The following is a 14,957-nucleotide window of genomic DNA, read 5'->3' as shown; positions in this document are numbered from 1 at the left end:
GTTCTTAGACCCCTGCGGGGCGCTTTGTCCACGGCAGCTTGAGCTGCCGTTAAACACAGTCCGAAGGACACCCGTCACTTTATAAACTTTATGAACTTTATAAACTTTACAAACCTAATAGTAATTGCGTAAAGCCGGTTTGATGCAGATCCCGAATCTCACCATGGACACGTAGCGGTCGTATTCCAGCAAGTTCTCCGCGTAACCGTTGTAATACTGTATAAACAAATATTCGTTTGCTTTCAAGCTGGGTTTGAAGTTTATCTCCAACGTGGTATTCATGTTGATAAACTGTCGGCGGGGATTGATGATGGCAGAGCACCACAGTCGTTCGTTAGCACTTTGGTAGTTGAAAGCGACAAAGCCGTACCCTTTGTATTTCAGTAAATCCGGGTTTCCTTCTTTGTCCACCCAGCCGCCCCATACTTTCATCTGCACGGAGAAGCGGTAATCGATAAACCATGAGCCGGACAACGAGATATAGTTCCAACTCCGGGAAGCCAGAGAATCACGTCCGTTTGACTCGTGCTCGAATGAAAGTACCGCCATTCCCATCAATTGATCGCGATAGATCAATGCTTTGCTCAGGCTTATTCCCGGGTTGAAATTATTATCCAGAAAAGGGCTCGATTTGGCGTAAATATCCCAGAAAGACTTTTGCGTGTAGGTCAGGTACAGGAAGGTTTTGAACGGGAGAATACTTTTTGTCAGGCGTTGGCGTATACTGATCTGGAATTTGGCATCCGCCGTGTGCTTGTCGATCTTGTGGTTGGTAGGAATGCCCGAGACGAAGTAATTATCCCGGAATATGCCGAAACTGGGGGTGTTGTCGAACAACTCCAACGCGCTCTTCTCGCTGACAACTACCGTACCCCCGGTTTTATTCTTGGCAAGTTCCTCCCGTTCCCGCAATATCTTTTTTTCCTCGTCCGTTTGCGCTTGCAGCACTGCCGGGCAAAGCAAGCAAAAGAAGAAGACCGGAACAATAATACGCCGCCGCCTTTTCATCATCTCATGCTTTTTTATTGCTGAATAATGACACGATAGCCAGCAACACGATAGCTCCCACGGTTGCCGTTATCAGGCTTCCGATGATACCCGTCGTCCAGATGCCCATCACCCCGAAGAGCCAGCCGCCCAGCACTCCGCCGATAATCCCGACGATCAGGTTTAAAAACAATCCCAGTCCACCTCCGCGGACGAGTTTCCCGGCGATAAATCCCGCCGCGATACCGATTAAAATATACCAAATAAACATCATAACTTATAAGATTTAGATTCATTTGTATATTTAAACTTAAACAGCCATGAAAAAGTTCCAATTTCTGGACACTTTATTAGTGTCAAAGAAAGTGACAAAGAGTCATTCGGCATGACAAAAAGTAACAGGACACTGTCATGACAAAAGAAAAGAGCCGATCAGAAATCGGCTCTTGGAAAAGAATGCCCCCGGTCAAGAAGGTGTATGTGAGGATCGGCGTTTGTTACAACCGGGAGGCATTCGAGGATAGCTCTTGATAATGTTTTTGAAGAATGCCCCCGGTAAGAGGTGTATGTGGGGATCGGCGTTTGTTATACCGGGGGGCATTCAGGAATATCTTATTCTCTAGTGCTTTATTTGATTACTCGATACGTGATTTTGTAATCAACTCGTCGTAATCGCGGGAAAAATTCTTTCACCATGTACCTGTAAGGCACTCCTTGATCCAGATCCATGAGTTGTTTTTCTCTTCCCTCGAAAATATCGACGTTATTAATAATGTAAAGAACTCTATCTTTATCGGGCATCCCGAATTGTGTTATCAATTTTTTCAGTCCTGTCCAGTCTTCCGCCACCCAATCCGCGTGGTAGAGGTTTCTTGGCATCGGGTACCTGTCAAGCAGGTAGTCGCGCAATTCCAGCGTGCGTTCCCGTGACAGTTGCTCGTTTCGCGCGTACGTTCCCTCCGGGGAAGCGTATCCCGTGAGATAAATTCCCGTTATCTCGTGATCCGGGTTGCTCGTGATCTCGTCAATCATAGCCTTGATCTTGGCAAGCTCCTCGCGATTATCCTTGTAATCCGGGATAATATTTGTCCGGTTCCTCGGGTAATCAAGATAGGCGGAGCCTTCAACAACCCTCGCTGGCGACGCGGTATTCTCTTTCACGACCGGGGTCGTTCGCGTTACCGGTTCGGGCGCGAGGGGAGTGGGGGCAACAATCTGCACCTTCCCTTTCAAGGCCGCGTCCGGCTTGAGTGCCTTCGCCAACAAGTTTACCGATATCAAGCGTTGCTCTATTCCATCATAAAAACTCTCGTGCAAATTTAATGCCGCGTCCTGCATCCACGCTTGATAAAGAACACTTATTTTATAATTTACTTTCTCCCGCGTGCGCTTGTTAGCCGCTACTACCGAGTACGTGGGGAAAGGTTTCGCCCCGCGATTGAAGTAGAGTGACCGTTGATACGCCTTAGACCTACGCTTCCCGTTCACGATTACCGATGGTAATTCTTCTACTTCAGTCCCTTTCTCGATCACGGGGGTTAGCGTGAAGGCTTCGTTGTTGCCCACGGGTAACCCGTTCATGTCGATTGTCATTTCGATGAAAACACTGTCACCCCGCTGTTCGAAACGATTCTGCGTGACGCGTATCTCGCCCACGTAGACGTTGCTCTGAGCCTCCACTCTCGTTGAAAACAGACCCGCGGTCAGTAAAATTATACTATATATGATCGTCTTTCTCATCACTCTTATTTTATAATGTACACCAGACTAATTCCAGCTTTCGTCGGGCCTATATAATCTTTTTCACCCTTTTTTATAAATTTACCCCCGGTCTGGTACTCGTGTTTGTCGTACTCGAATCTCGCGTACCCGATCCCGAGCGTGGCTTCCAAGTTCAGGCGTTTCCCGAGTATCCATTGATAACCGTATGAAATCCCTCCACCGTGAAACGAGCCCTCGTAACGGTATTTGTCCAATCCCAACATCTTGATTCCTCCCGCGTTGAACTTACCGTAGAGCCCGTGAACCCCGAAGAAGTGCCCGTTAAAACGTTCGCCTCCCCAGTACCGGAACTCCGGTTGTACCAGCCAGTGTTTAATCTTTTTGTTATCACCAAAACTCCACGGGTTATACGTACCGGACAGGTCCAAAGTTGTCTTTTTCCCCAGCGCGACTTCCAATCCCATGTTGGGCGTGGTTGTCAACCAGTACAAGGCATTCGTTTTCACGCTGAAAAGCGGGGCGTTGTAGAAATCTCTCTCTTGTCCGCTAACCTTGCTTGTCGAAACAAGCGCGATCATACCCAGCACGAAAATCATTTTCCTCATCATAACCCTTTCACTTTGTTTTTGATATTACAAAAGTATCTCGCTCGCGTCAAGAATTAGTGACCTTTAACGTGTATTTGTTATTTAACGCGTTTCTATTGAAGCACTCTTGTTCATTTTTTGATTTGTATTCCGATATTTTTATTAAATTGCCGGGCAAATAATTTCACTTTTCGGAACTATTGAAACGACAGACTCGTATAACGAGTAATATAGTTGTATTAATAAATACTCAAATCATGACAACTTTTGATTACAATGAAGAATTAATTAAAGCCATGAAAGAAAAACTCCCGCGTGGGGTTAATCTGGCAAATACATTAATAGATAAATTATACCTCGGTAAAGAAGCCGTTTACCGCAGGTTGCGGGGTGAAGTCCCCTTCACCTTGTCAGAGGCTGCTATCATATCCCGCGAGATGGGCGTGTCGTTGGACAAGCTGGTCGGTTCCAAGAAAGGAATGAGTGCGATATTCGACTTGAACGTCATACATTATACCGATCCGTTGGAAACTTATTATTCCATCGTAGACAATTACGTGAAGGTTTTTCAAGAGATAAAGCATGACCCGACCTCGGTGCTTTGCACGGCGTCGAATATTATCCCGCAGACGTTCTACTTGAAATACGAGTTGCTGTCGAAATTCCGTATGTTCAAATGGTTGTACCAGTTCGAGAAGATTGATATCGAACATCATTTCGAGGAACTGAAGCTGGTGGACAAACTGCTCGACCGCCAGCGCGATTTCGTGAGAGAGTCGCAGGAGTTCAATCATACCGAGTATATATGGGATTGTAAAATCTTTTTCTACCTCGTGAACGATATCAAGTATTTCGCCCGCGCGAACTTGATTTCACCGGAGTACGTGCGGAAATTGAAAAAAGAGTTGCTCGAGTTGCTCGACGAGCTGGAAGAGATAGCCGTTCGAGGGGCGTTCAAGAGCGGGAAAGAGGTATCTATATATATAGCCAACATTAACTTCGAGGCGACATATAGTTATATAGCGACTTCCTCCTACAAGTTAAGCCTCATCCGGCTGTTCGCCATCAACTCCATCACTTCACACGACGAGAACGTGTTCCGTAACGTGAAAGAGTGGGTTGATTCCTTGCGGAAATATTCCGTGCTGATCTCTCAAAGCGGGGAAATCCAACGGAGTAAATTCTTTAAAGACCAGCGGGAAATCGTCAATGGTTTGTGCGAATAGAGTTTATTAAGTTCGTGAAGTTTATAAGGTTTATAAAGTTATGGCCTCCTGTGGGGTACTATATTAACGGCAGCGTAAGCTGCCGTTTTGATTTTGTCCGAAGGACGTTTTGTACATAAACCCAACACGGGAATCTTTCCGTGTTGTAGTTACGAATAACGGAATGTTTAACAATAAATAGAGAATCTGTTTCATTATTCAAGTCTGTTTTTGATAATCCATACAGAAATAGAAAAAACGCATATGGCTGATACACTGTAATAAGCACTGATTGTTGAATAAAATCTTTCATCTTTGTACTGCTAAGTGGGCAGAACGTCATCTTGGCAAAATTCATTTAAAAGCGTGTGTATCGATGAAACAGAATTATAGATAATACCCGGAATCGTGCTTGACGCCCCGCGCGTCGGGTGCGGTTTCGTGTAATACACGCCGGTAAACTCTATTTATTAATATTAAAACTATTGACAATGAACAAACGTGAATTAATCGAGAAGGTCGCGGAGAAAAACGGGACAAGCAAAGTGGAAGCCGCTAAGGCTGTAAACGCGGTAATCGGGACAATGGCGGAATCTTTGAAGAACGGGGAGAAGATTTCTTTGTTGGAACTGGGTTCTTTCTCTATCAGGGAACGCAAAGCCCGTAACGGTTACAACCCGAACAGCAAGCAAAACATGACCATTCCCGCGAAAAAAGTGGTTAAATTCTCCATCGGTAAATACTTTTTTGACTAAGGAGCGGCACCCCGATGAAAAATGCCGTGGTAGATGAACTGATCAGCACGATGCGCGAGATTACCCCGAAAGAGAATAATCTCGCCAACATCCTCATGGAGGTATTGTGCATGAGTAAGGAGGCAATTTACCGGAGATTAAGGGGGGAGGTTGCTTTCACGTTCAGCGAAGTGGCGATCATCGCCAGCCAGATGGGCATATCGTTAGACAAGATTGTCGGTAACAGTATGTCCAGCGGGGCGATGTTCGACCTGAACGTGTTGCACTCCGTGGAGCCGATGGAAAATTATCACGAGATACTTGCCCGTTACCATAAATTATTCAGGTACGTCAAGGCGGATCCAACGACAGAGGTGATAACCGCGTCGAATACCATTCCTTATACATTTTACGCCCCTTACGAGAATTTGTCCAAATTCCGGATTAGCAGGTGGCTGTACCAGAACGAGAAACTGAGAACGCCCGCCTCGCTGTCCGACGTGGTGATTTCGGAGAAATTGGCGAAAACGCGGAAAGAACTCATGGAAAGTTTAAGACAGGTGCACAAGACTTGTTTTATCCTCGACGAGAGTGTATTCAATTCCTTCGTGAAGGAAATAAAGTATTTTGCCGAGCTGAATCTCGTGTCCGCGACCGATGTCGCCGACATGAAGAAAGAGTTGCATCAACTTCTGCGCGAGCTGGAATTATTGTCGGAAAAAGGAGCCTTCCATAACGGCAACCTTCTGTCAATTTACCTCTCGAACGTTGATTTTGAAGCCACGTACAGTTACGTCGAGAAAACCGGTTTCCAGATTTGTTTCCTGCGAGTGTATTCCATCAACTCGATGGACTCGCGCGACGGGAAGGTATGTAATTACCAGAAAAAATGGATTCATTCGTTGAAAAGACATTCGACTCTCGTTTCACAAAGCGGTGAGATACAGCGGATGAATTTCTTTAACGACCAAAGGAAAATTATAGATACATTATAAGTGCGCGTGTGATTTCTTAAAGGTCGAGGCCGTTCCGGGAAGACGCGGGGCGGCCTCTTTTATTCACGATACCCCGGCACTAGCATCTCATGTAATAACTGCCCGCGTACGCGCTCTTGTCCGCCCGCCCGAAGAAGGGGTAGAGGTGGAGCGCTCCGCCGTCGGGCTGGTCGAGGGGCGGGATGTCGAACTCCGCGCGTTGCTCGCCGCGTGTGGCGCCCGTCACCGGGACGAGAAGCGGGGCGCGGGGATACCCCTCGTGGAAATAGCCCACGAACAGTAGGTCCCCGGCGGCAGCGGCGGGTTGGTCGCGGTCGTCCTCCCACTCGAGGGTAATGTGCCAGCCGTCACGCCGGACGGTGAAATTATCCGGAAGCTCGAGAATCCCGTGGCTGAAACGGTAAGAGTTGAAATAGCGCACGCCCTCGTCGGGGACGTATGCCGCCTTGTTCAGGTGGCGGTGCAGCGCCCATGACGATTGCCCGGGTTTCGTCTTCGGTGCCACCACCCAGATTTGCAAGTGCCCGTGCGCGAGGAAATAAGCCTTCGTCATCGCTTGAGCTTCCGAGAACACGGAGCTCGATTTCTCCTGAGCGGGGCTGCGTAGGGGCAGTTCCTTGCCGTTCTCGTCCTTCCGGGGAGTGCGTTTCTCGTTCTTCGACGTGCGGCAAATAAGTTGCCCGTTGCGCCAGTAATAAGTTATCCCGTTCACGCGCCAGCATTTACGGGAACCGTCCATCGGTGGAAAATTCAAGTCCATAACCTTCGATTTTAATTCAACTACATTCTGAGCCGGTTGTAAGCGACTACCAATCTTCGTGTAAAACTACTAATTTTTTTTTAATTAAACAATTCTTCCACGGTGTTTATTCGAACCTCGCTCGAATAAGTACCGAATAACTACCGAATAAGTACCGAATAACTCCGCCGTTTCCTCGCCGACTGCTCCCCGTTTCCCGTGGGCTTGTTGCCCTGTTCGCGTATCCCTTGTGTTGTATTGTTAAAATAAATTAAAATAAAATTCGTTTTTTCTTGATTTTCTTTTTCTTATACCGTAACTTTGTTGACGATAATGATACCGTGTGGCGGCATCTTGAAACATTAACCTTTAAAAACGTACAAACTATGGCAGACGCTAAAATGAATCTATGCAAGAGTATTTCCGGGCAAGTGGGACCCAACCTGTTCTCGAAGAAACCTAACGGCGGCGTGACCGTCAAATCGATGCCCGCGTGGAACGGGTCGTTGAAAGAAGACGTGATGAAGCAGGACGCGTGTTTCGGCGCGCTGGGGCGCTTGGCATCACCGCTGAAACGGGTGTTGCGCGTGAGTTGCCCGCCGGACAACAAGGGAGTGAAGTGCAACGCGAAATTCTTGAAAATCAACAAGTCGGATGTCGTGACGGCGACGCGGAGGTATCCCGAACGGGATTTCAACCCGAAGGCAAAACCCGAGGAGATGTTCGAAACGGTGGTCGACTTTTCCCGCCTGCTCGTGTCCTATGGTAGGCTGTTGAAGGGAAAGGTGACGGTAACGCTCGACAGGGCGGCGCGGAAACTGCGATTCAACCAAGAGGCTAACGTGGTTGACGGGGCGGATTGTTACGCGGACGACAAGGCGTATGCGGTCGTGTTCGACACGACGAACGAGTATTGCCTCCTCGTGACGCTACGCGAGCGTGGCGAGTCCGGTAGCACGTCGACGGCACTGGACGAGGAGTACGACCTCGACAATCTCGCCATTTACACCTTCATGACCACCCGTTCCGGGAAACAAACCTCAACGTCACAGTACTTGACCCCGGGTGAGGAGTGAGAGAGGAGGGGCGCGTGCGCGCCCCCCTAGTTCATAAAGTTTGTAAAGTTCATAAAGTTTATAAGGTTTACAAGGCGTCCTTCGGACAGTGTCTAACGGCAGCCCGGGCTGCCGTAGATAAAGTTCCTCGCGTCCGTGCAACTTTATAAACTTTATGAACCTTATGAACTTTATAAACTAAATCGTATCTTCGCGTATCAATCGATCGAAACCATGAAAAGTTATACACGGAATATTGTCATCGGGTTATGCGTCGCGTTGGCGGCGTGTTCTTTTTCACGCGGGAAAAAAGCGGAACAAGGCGCGGCGCGTGTGCAGGCATTCCGGCTGCCGGAGATACCTTCTATATACACGGACGAGAGGGAACAGGTGAAATACCTCGTTGCACGTTACTGGGAGCATTTCGATTTCGCCGACACCTCGTTGATCCGTCGTCCGGAAATAACGGAACAGGCATTCGCCAATTACTTGCAACTCTTCCCCCGGGTGCCTTACGCGGACGTGGAACGGGCGATAGCGTCGATGCTCGACCGGGCGATGGATGCCGATTCGGTGATGTTCGCCCATTTCACTTCCCTGTACGAGAAATACTTGTATGACCCCAATTCGCCCATGTTGAGCGAGGAATTTTACATTCCCGTGTTGCGGTATATCGTCGCGTCGCCGCGGGTGGGGGAGGTTGACAAGCTGCGACCGGCGTTCCGGCTGGAAATGGCGTTGAAGAACCGACCGGGAAGTGCGGCTACCGATTTCGTTTACACCTTGCCGTCGGGCAAGAGAGAAAAGTTGTCGGACATCCGAGCCGATTACACGATTCTATTCTTCAACAATCCCGATTGCGACGCTTGCCGGGCGATCAAAGCGGAGTTCGAGGCCGCCGATTTCGTGAATTTCCTGTTGAGAGAGAAACGGGGGGAATCGCGGCGGCTGGTATTTCTTTCCGTGTACCCCGACCCCGACGTTGAAGCGTGGCGTCGGCACCTGAAAGAGCAACCGAAGTCATGGGTGTGCGCTTACGACGACGGGCAGGTGATCAAGGAACAACGCTTGTACGACCTGCGGGCAATCCCGACATTCTACCTGCTGGACAGGGATAAAAAGATTATTTTTAAAGATGTCCCGTTCCGGGTAATTGCGTCCTTTCTGGAACAGTGATTCGCCTTCGGCGAGTTGCAGGTTATTTTTCCCGCGTATTATTTATGGTTTTTTGTAGAAAAACTTGTAACTTGCCGAAGGCAAACGCGACCTGTAACTTGTAACTGTAACTTATGGCGATAGTATCACATAAAGAGTTTAAAGCATTTTTCGAAACATTCTTTCTACCGGTATATACCTTGATGCAGCGATACACGGGGGAAACGGAATTATCCCGCGATTTCACGCAGGAGGCGTTCACGCGGGTGTTCGAGCACCGGGAGGAATTCGCGACGGATGAAAACGCCAAGGCTTTCGTGTACACGGTTGCCCGCCGTATCTACCTCGATCATTGCAAGCACCGGAAGATCGAGGAACAATACTCTGCCCGCCTGAACGAGAACGAGGCGGAGGATTATGATTTCCTGAAAGAGGTTACCCGGCAGGAAACGTACCGGGTATTGTACGAGGCGATAGACAAGTTGCCGGCTCAATCCCGCGCGGTGATCTTGTTGAACTTGAAAGGGAATAATAACACGGAAGTCGCGGCGGAGTTGCGTGTATCCGTGAACACGGTGAAGTCATTGAAAAAGAGCGCTTACGTGAAGTTGCGCGAATTACTTTCCAAGGATATTTTAATGATTCTTTTCATCCTGCTTGAAAAATAATCATCTCCACTCACCCACTTTTTTCTCTCGATCGTCTTCTATATAAACCGTAAACCTGAATAGATGACAGATTTATTGAAAAAACGTTTTGATGTAGCCCGTTGGATAGCCAAGGAGATCGCCGGGACGCTGGAAGGGGAGGAACGTGCTTCGCTGGAACGGTGGCGGGGAGAATCACCCTTGCACGAGAGCGAGTACGGGGAAACGAGGGCGTATCTCCTGTCACGGGAAGCGCCGACGCGGGCGGAACGGCAAATGGTGAAAGACGAGTGGAGGAAGTTTGAACGGGCACGTCACGGGAAGCGTTTTACCCGGCGCGCGGTGGCGAGATACGCGGCGTTATTCGTGTTGCCCTTGTGCGTGGCGGGGTACTTGTGGTACGCCGCTCCCGGGAGAAGCGGGCTTCCGGCGGCAGACGGCACGGGGATCGTCCCGGGTGGGGGAAAAGCCGTGCTGATACTTGCCAACGGGCAATCCGTGGAGTTGAAAGATGAAAAAGGGCTTCTGGTAGACACAACGGGGCGCGTGGTGGTACCCGCCGGGGAGCGGGGCGTGTACCGGCAAATCGCCGCGCGCGCGGATTCCTTGGCGGAAGAGAAGTACAACACGCTGGTCGTTCCCCGCGGCGGGGAGTTTTTCATGGAATTGCCGGACGGTACGCGGGTTTGGCTGAACTCGGAATCCAAATTATATTTCCCTTTACGTTTCAAGGGCGTGCGGCGGGACGTGAAGCTCGAGGGGGAGGGTTATTTCGAGGTCATGCCCGACTCGACAGCCCCGTTCCACGTGTTCGTCAACGGCGCGGACTTGCGCGTGCTGGGAACGAGTTTCAACGTGACCGCTTACCGGGGACGGACGATAGCCACGCTGGTGGAAGGACGGGTGTGCCTGACCCACGGCGGGGAATCCGTGTTGATGCTGCCCGGCGTGCAGGCGGAAGTGCTCCCGGGAAGCGGCGGGATACGGACACGGGAAGTGAACGTGAAGGAGTTCGTCCTGTGGAAAGATGGTATATTCTATTTCGAGGGGGCGGATCTGGCGACAATCATGGAACGTTTGGCGCGGTGGTATGACGTGAACGTGAACTTTGACGACGAAGAACTCGGGAAATTACGGTTCTCGGTCGAGATGAAACGGTATGAACATATTCAGGATTTATTGACGAAAATTGAAAAGACACGGAAAGTAAGGTTCCGGATCGAGGGAAGAGAAATTCGCGTGGGGGTGTACCGGGAACCGGGTAGCTGAAACACGTGATTCCGGCAAGGTAATTTCACTATAAATGGTGATTTGCGCGTATCGGGAGAGAGAGTACTTTTGCCGGAAACATGAAAGTGAAAAATTAGTAAATCAAGTTAGCTTATTGAAAAAGTAAGCAGGCAATGTTTGCCCCATTGCCCGCTCGCTAAGCTCATCATTGAATTTAATGTGAAACCTAAAAACAAAAGTATGAAAAAAAATGACACGCGAAGCAGTTCCAGTAGGGAAAAGCTGTGGAGGAAGTTATTACTTGTTAAGTTTTTATGCCTGTGTATGCTGGTGCAGAACCTCGCGTTCTCGGCGGTGTACTCGCAGGAGGTGAAACTGACATTGAAGGCCGAGAACAAGAATCTCACGGATATCTTGACGGAGATTCGGGAGAATAGCCGCTACACGTTCGTGTACAACTTGGATGATTTGCAGGGTGTCCGCGTGAAATCGCTGGACGTGAAAGACGCCACGCTCGAGGAGGTACTGGACAAATGCTTGAAAGGCACCGGGGTCTCCTACGAGATAGAAGACGACGTCGTGATCATACGTCCCGAACGTCCCGTGCGGGACGAGGTGAAAAAAGTGGTATTGAAAGGGGTGGTGATGACGACGGATTCCGTGCCTATCCCCGGTGCTACCGTGATTTTGCGGGGGACTTACGCGGGTGTGATATCGGATATCAACGGGAAGTTCGAGATGGCGATCCCGGTGCAGAAAGATATCGTGCTGCTCGTTTCCTTCGTGGGTATGGAAACGCGGGAGGTGAAAGTGTCCGACGTGACGAAGACACTCACGGTCGTGATGAAAGAAAAGGTTGACCAGCTGGACGAAGTCGTGGTCACGGGTTACGGGCAGACGACGAAACGCAATTCCCCGGGTTCTTTCGGTACGGTGGCCGCCGAGGTTTTCGAGAATAAAGCCATTCCCACGGTGGATATGCTTTTGCAGGGGCAGATAGCCGGGGTGAGTGTTGTCGCTGTTTCCGGAAGACCGGGTGAAGCGGCGAAAATACGGATCCGGGGAACGAACACGATTAGCGGGGACGCCGAGCCCTTGTGGGTAGTGGACGGTGTGCCTCTTCAGCAGGATATCCCGGAAATATCGACGGGGCAGATCAAGTCGGGGAATCTGAACGAGATTTTCGTGACGGGGGTAGCGGGGATTAACCCGAACGATATAGAGAGCGTGACGATATTGAAAGATGCTTCCGCCGCCGCCATTTACGGGTCGAGAGCCGCGGGCGGTGTTATAGTGGTCACGACTAAAAAAGGAAAGGCGGGAAAAATGAAAGTGAATTATAGTGCCACGTTTTCCGTGGGGTTGAAACCGCAACGTGATCCGAAGTTGATGAATTCACGGGAGAAACTGGCATGGGAGCGGGAGTTATGGGACGAGTTTTCGGCCGCTCCTTTCGAGCATAATAAGACGGAAAAGCCGTTGAAGCATTACCCGGTAGTGGGAATTGTCGGTATGCTCCGGGCGGAAAAACTCGGGCGGGATGATAAGTTGTGGCTGGAAGACGGGTTCGAACCCATGAGTACCGCGGAACAGGATGCCTATATCGAGGAATTGGGCAAACGCACCACGAATTGGTTTGACGTGATATTCCGAAATTCCTTCTCGATGAATCATAATCTCTCTTTTTCAGGGGGATCGGACCGGAACACGTATTACGTGTCACTGGGTGTCGCTGACCAGAACGGGTTGGTGAAGGAAACGGATTACGAGAGGTATAACGTTAATGCCAAGATTAACACGAACGCGACGGAACGCTTGAACATGATGTTCGGGATTGATCTCTCGAAACAGAAGTCAAAGAGTTACTCGACCGTTATAAACCCGTTCGAGTACGCTTATTTCGCGAATCCTTACGAGAAGGTGTATAACGAGGACGGGAGTTATCGTCCCGACCGCACGTATTTCAACTTGCAATCGATTAACGAGGGAAATGCCAATATCGTGATATTGCCTACCAACGGTTTCAATATCATGCGGGAGCTGAAAGAAACATCAAGTACGGCGGATAACGCGAACGCGCGGGTGCAGATGAACCTGACTTACGATTTGTTGAGTTATTTGAGGTTTTCCGGGTTGGCTTCCTATACCTATTTTCACAATAAAGTGGAGGACACGAGGGGGCGGGACACGTACGCGGCATTTTTAGACCGCTTGTATTTTGATGAATATAATAACGAGTGGACGCCTTACGGGACAATCACGCAGACATCCACGAACGGTTCCAGCTATAACGTGCGGGGACAGTTGGAATACAAGAATACGTTTGCCTTGGAGCATTATTTGAGTCTGGTAGGGGGAGCGGAATTGCGGGGGGATAAAAATCAACGGACTTACTTCAAGCGTTTCGGGTATGACGAGGTGACAGGTTATTCGGCGATGCCGCTTCCGCCCGAGCCATCCGTCACGGACGTGGGAAAGTACGCCGACTTGTTTGACCAGTTGGCGGGGGAAACCACGACTGAAAACAGGTTCGCTTCATTTTACGCTTCGCTGGATTATAATTATTTACAACGTTATTTGTTCAGTTTTACATTCCGGACGGATGGTTCCAACAATTTTGGTAGCGACGAGCAGTTCAACCCCACGTGGTCGTTAGGTTTGGGGTGGCATCTGGATCAGGAACGCTTCATGAGTTCGTTGTTGCCGGTCGTGAACCGGTTGAGCTTGCGGGCTTCCATGGGGTACACCGGGAATATCGTGAAATCCGTGAACAAGGAACTGGTGTTGAGATATACCACGACTTACTGGAACGGGTCGCGGACGGGGTCGGTGAGTTCGGCTCCTAACCCGAACGTGCGTTGGGAGAAAACGAAAGACATGAAAGTCGCATTGGATTTCGGTTTGTTCGACGAGCGGATAAGTGGGTTGGTCGAAGCGTATTACCGCGTGAGTTCGGATGTGGTGTCGACGGTGGACGTGTTGTCGAGCACGGGTTTTTCCGGGCAGCCCTATAATACTTCCGAGATAAAGAATAAAGGCGTGGAGGGAACCTTGAACGTGAAGGTTTTGAACGGTAAGGATTTTAAACTTGACGTGGGGGGAAATATCGCTTGGAACCGGAACATATTGTCGAAATACAGCCGGAAACGGGTGATTAGTAACGGTAGGTACGAGGGATTCCCGCTGGAATCCGTTTTTGCGGGACGTTATATAAAGATAGACGAGAGGGACGGGGTTTATACCTTCGAGTTAAGACCTGACGCGCAAATTTACACGGGTACGGATTTGCAGTCGAAGGATAATTATCGTTTCTATCTCGGGACCTCGGTGGCGCCTGTCACCGGTGGATTCAACGTGAATTTCTCGTATCGCGGTTTGAGATTGAACGTGGGAGGGGTGGTTTCTTCCGGCGCGAAGATATTGAACACGGTTACTTCGCCCGCCGGTTACAGGAGCGTGACTTCTTTAGCCACGGGCGAGAAACCGCAGACCGCGTACAGCGATTTGTATCGCAATCACTTGAACGTGGAGAGGTCCGTGACCAACCGCTGGACGGAAGAGAGGCGCACCGGCGTGAAGTATCCCAGAATTATTGATTATCTGGCGGAGGAGCGGTTGTTGTTGGACCAGTATAATGTGCACGACACGGAAATCACGCAAGGGGCGTACCTTGAAAACGTGTCTTTCCTGCGGGTAAAGAATATATCGTTGTATTATAATTTGCCGGAGCGGTTGTTGCATCCGCTTGGGTTGAAATCGGTAGTCTTTTCCTTCACGATGAATAATTTTATCACGTTCACGAATTATTCGGGTATTGACCCGGAAACGCCGGGAACAACTTACCCCTTGACGCGTTCGGTTACCTTCGGGCTGAATGTAGGATTCTAGTAATGTATTAAAT

At 49.6% G+C, this 14,957-nt stretch carries 12 protein-coding genes and 1 pseudogene; 8 read left to right on the top strand and 5 right to left on the bottom strand.

From position 1 onward, the window contains the following. Positions 1 to 114: 114 nt before the first annotated feature. From H8S64_RS08445 to H8S64_RS08430, 4 genes and pseudogenes are all read right to left on the bottom strand, one after another. Entirely contained in the window at positions 115 to 1,011 is an 897-nt protein-coding gene (locus H8S64_RS08445) for a phospholipase A (protein ID WP_255469480.1), read from the bottom strand. Position 1,012: 1 nt separating this feature from the next. Continuing rightward, positions 1,013 to 1,261, bottom strand: coding sequence for a GlsB/YeaQ/YmgE family stress response membrane protein (locus H8S64_RS08440; protein WP_186975720.1), 249 nt, complete (start codon positions 1,259 to 1,261; stop codon positions 1,013 to 1,015). 1,172 nt (positions 1,262 to 2,433) lie between these two features. Beyond that, a pseudogene (locus H8S64_RS22895) lies at positions 2,434 to 2,727 on the bottom strand (DUF3868 domain-containing protein); the annotation flags it as partial. A 5-nt stretch (positions 2,728 to 2,732) separates the two neighbouring features. Beyond that, a complete protein-coding gene (locus tag H8S64_RS08430) occupies positions 2,733 to 3,317 on the bottom strand; it encodes a DUF3575 domain-containing protein (RefSeq protein WP_099292883.1) in 585 nt (194 codons plus the stop codon). Between the two features lie 236 nt (positions 3,318 to 3,553). Between H8S64_RS08430 and H8S64_RS08425 the strand changes: the two genes are divergently transcribed. The 3 genes from H8S64_RS08425 to H8S64_RS08415 all read left to right on the top strand — a co-directional run bounded on the left by H8S64_RS08425 (position 3,554) and on the right by H8S64_RS08415 (position 6,230). Next, the gene (locus H8S64_RS08425) at positions 3,554 to 4,522 is read left to right on the top strand and encodes a hypothetical protein (RefSeq protein WP_099292882.1); all 969 of its coding nucleotides are present in this window, start codon (positions 3,554 to 3,556) and stop codon (positions 4,520 to 4,522) included. 410 nt (positions 4,523 to 4,932) lie between these two features. Next, complete coding sequence (locus tag H8S64_RS08420; RefSeq protein ID WP_227215632.1) at positions 4,933 to 5,256, top strand: HU family DNA-binding protein; 324 nt, start codon at positions 4,933 to 4,935, stop codon at positions 5,254 to 5,256. A gap of 14 nt (positions 5,257 to 5,270) precedes the next feature. Beyond that, entirely contained in the window at positions 5,271 to 6,230 is a 960-nt protein-coding gene (locus H8S64_RS08415; protein WP_186975718.1) for a helix-turn-helix domain-containing protein, read from the top strand. A 79-nt stretch (positions 6,231 to 6,309) separates the two neighbouring features. On the opposite strand, the gene H8S64_RS08410 is transcribed toward H8S64_RS08415, so the two are convergent. After that, the gene (locus tag H8S64_RS08410; RefSeq protein WP_186975717.1) at positions 6,310 to 6,990 is read right to left on the bottom strand and encodes a hypothetical protein; all 681 of its coding nucleotides are present in this window, start codon (positions 6,988 to 6,990) and stop codon (positions 6,310 to 6,312) included. A 365-nt stretch (positions 6,991 to 7,355) separates the two neighbouring features. Here H8S64_RS08410 and H8S64_RS08405 point away from each other — a divergent pair, with 365 nt between their 5' ends. From H8S64_RS08405 to H8S64_RS08385, 5 genes are all read left to right on the top strand, one after another. After that, positions 7,356 to 8,045, top strand: coding sequence for a DUF6266 family protein (locus tag H8S64_RS08405; protein WP_186975716.1), 690 nt, complete (start codon positions 7,356 to 7,358; stop codon positions 8,043 to 8,045). Between the two features lie 213 nt (positions 8,046 to 8,258). Beyond that, positions 8,259 to 9,200, top strand: coding sequence for a DUF5106 domain-containing protein (locus tag H8S64_RS08400; RefSeq protein WP_186975715.1), 942 nt, complete (start codon positions 8,259 to 8,261; stop codon positions 9,198 to 9,200). A 113-nt stretch (positions 9,201 to 9,313) separates the two neighbouring features. Continuing rightward, positions 9,314 to 9,847, top strand: a complete 534-nt coding sequence (locus H8S64_RS08395; RefSeq protein WP_099292878.1) for an RNA polymerase sigma factor — start codon at positions 9,314 to 9,316, stop codon at positions 9,845 to 9,847. Positions 9,848 to 9,910: 63 nt separating this feature from the next. After that, on the top strand, positions 9,911 to 11,095 hold the full coding sequence (locus H8S64_RS08390) for a FecR family protein (RefSeq protein ID WP_186975714.1): 1,185 nt from the start codon (positions 9,911 to 9,913) through the stop codon (positions 11,093 to 11,095). A 201-nt stretch (positions 11,096 to 11,296) separates the two neighbouring features. Continuing rightward, on the top strand, positions 11,297 to 14,944 hold the full coding sequence (locus tag H8S64_RS08385; protein ID WP_186975713.1) for a SusC/RagA family TonB-linked outer membrane protein: 3,648 nt from the start codon (positions 11,297 to 11,299) through the stop codon (positions 14,942 to 14,944). Positions 14,945 to 14,957 lie beyond the last annotated feature (13 nt).

This window comes from Butyricimonas hominis (genome assembly GCF_014287455.1).
Classification (GTDB): domain Bacteria; phylum Bacteroidota; class Bacteroidia; order Bacteroidales; family Marinifilaceae; genus Butyricimonas; species Butyricimonas muris.
This window is presented reverse-complemented; position numbering and strand designations above follow the sequence as displayed.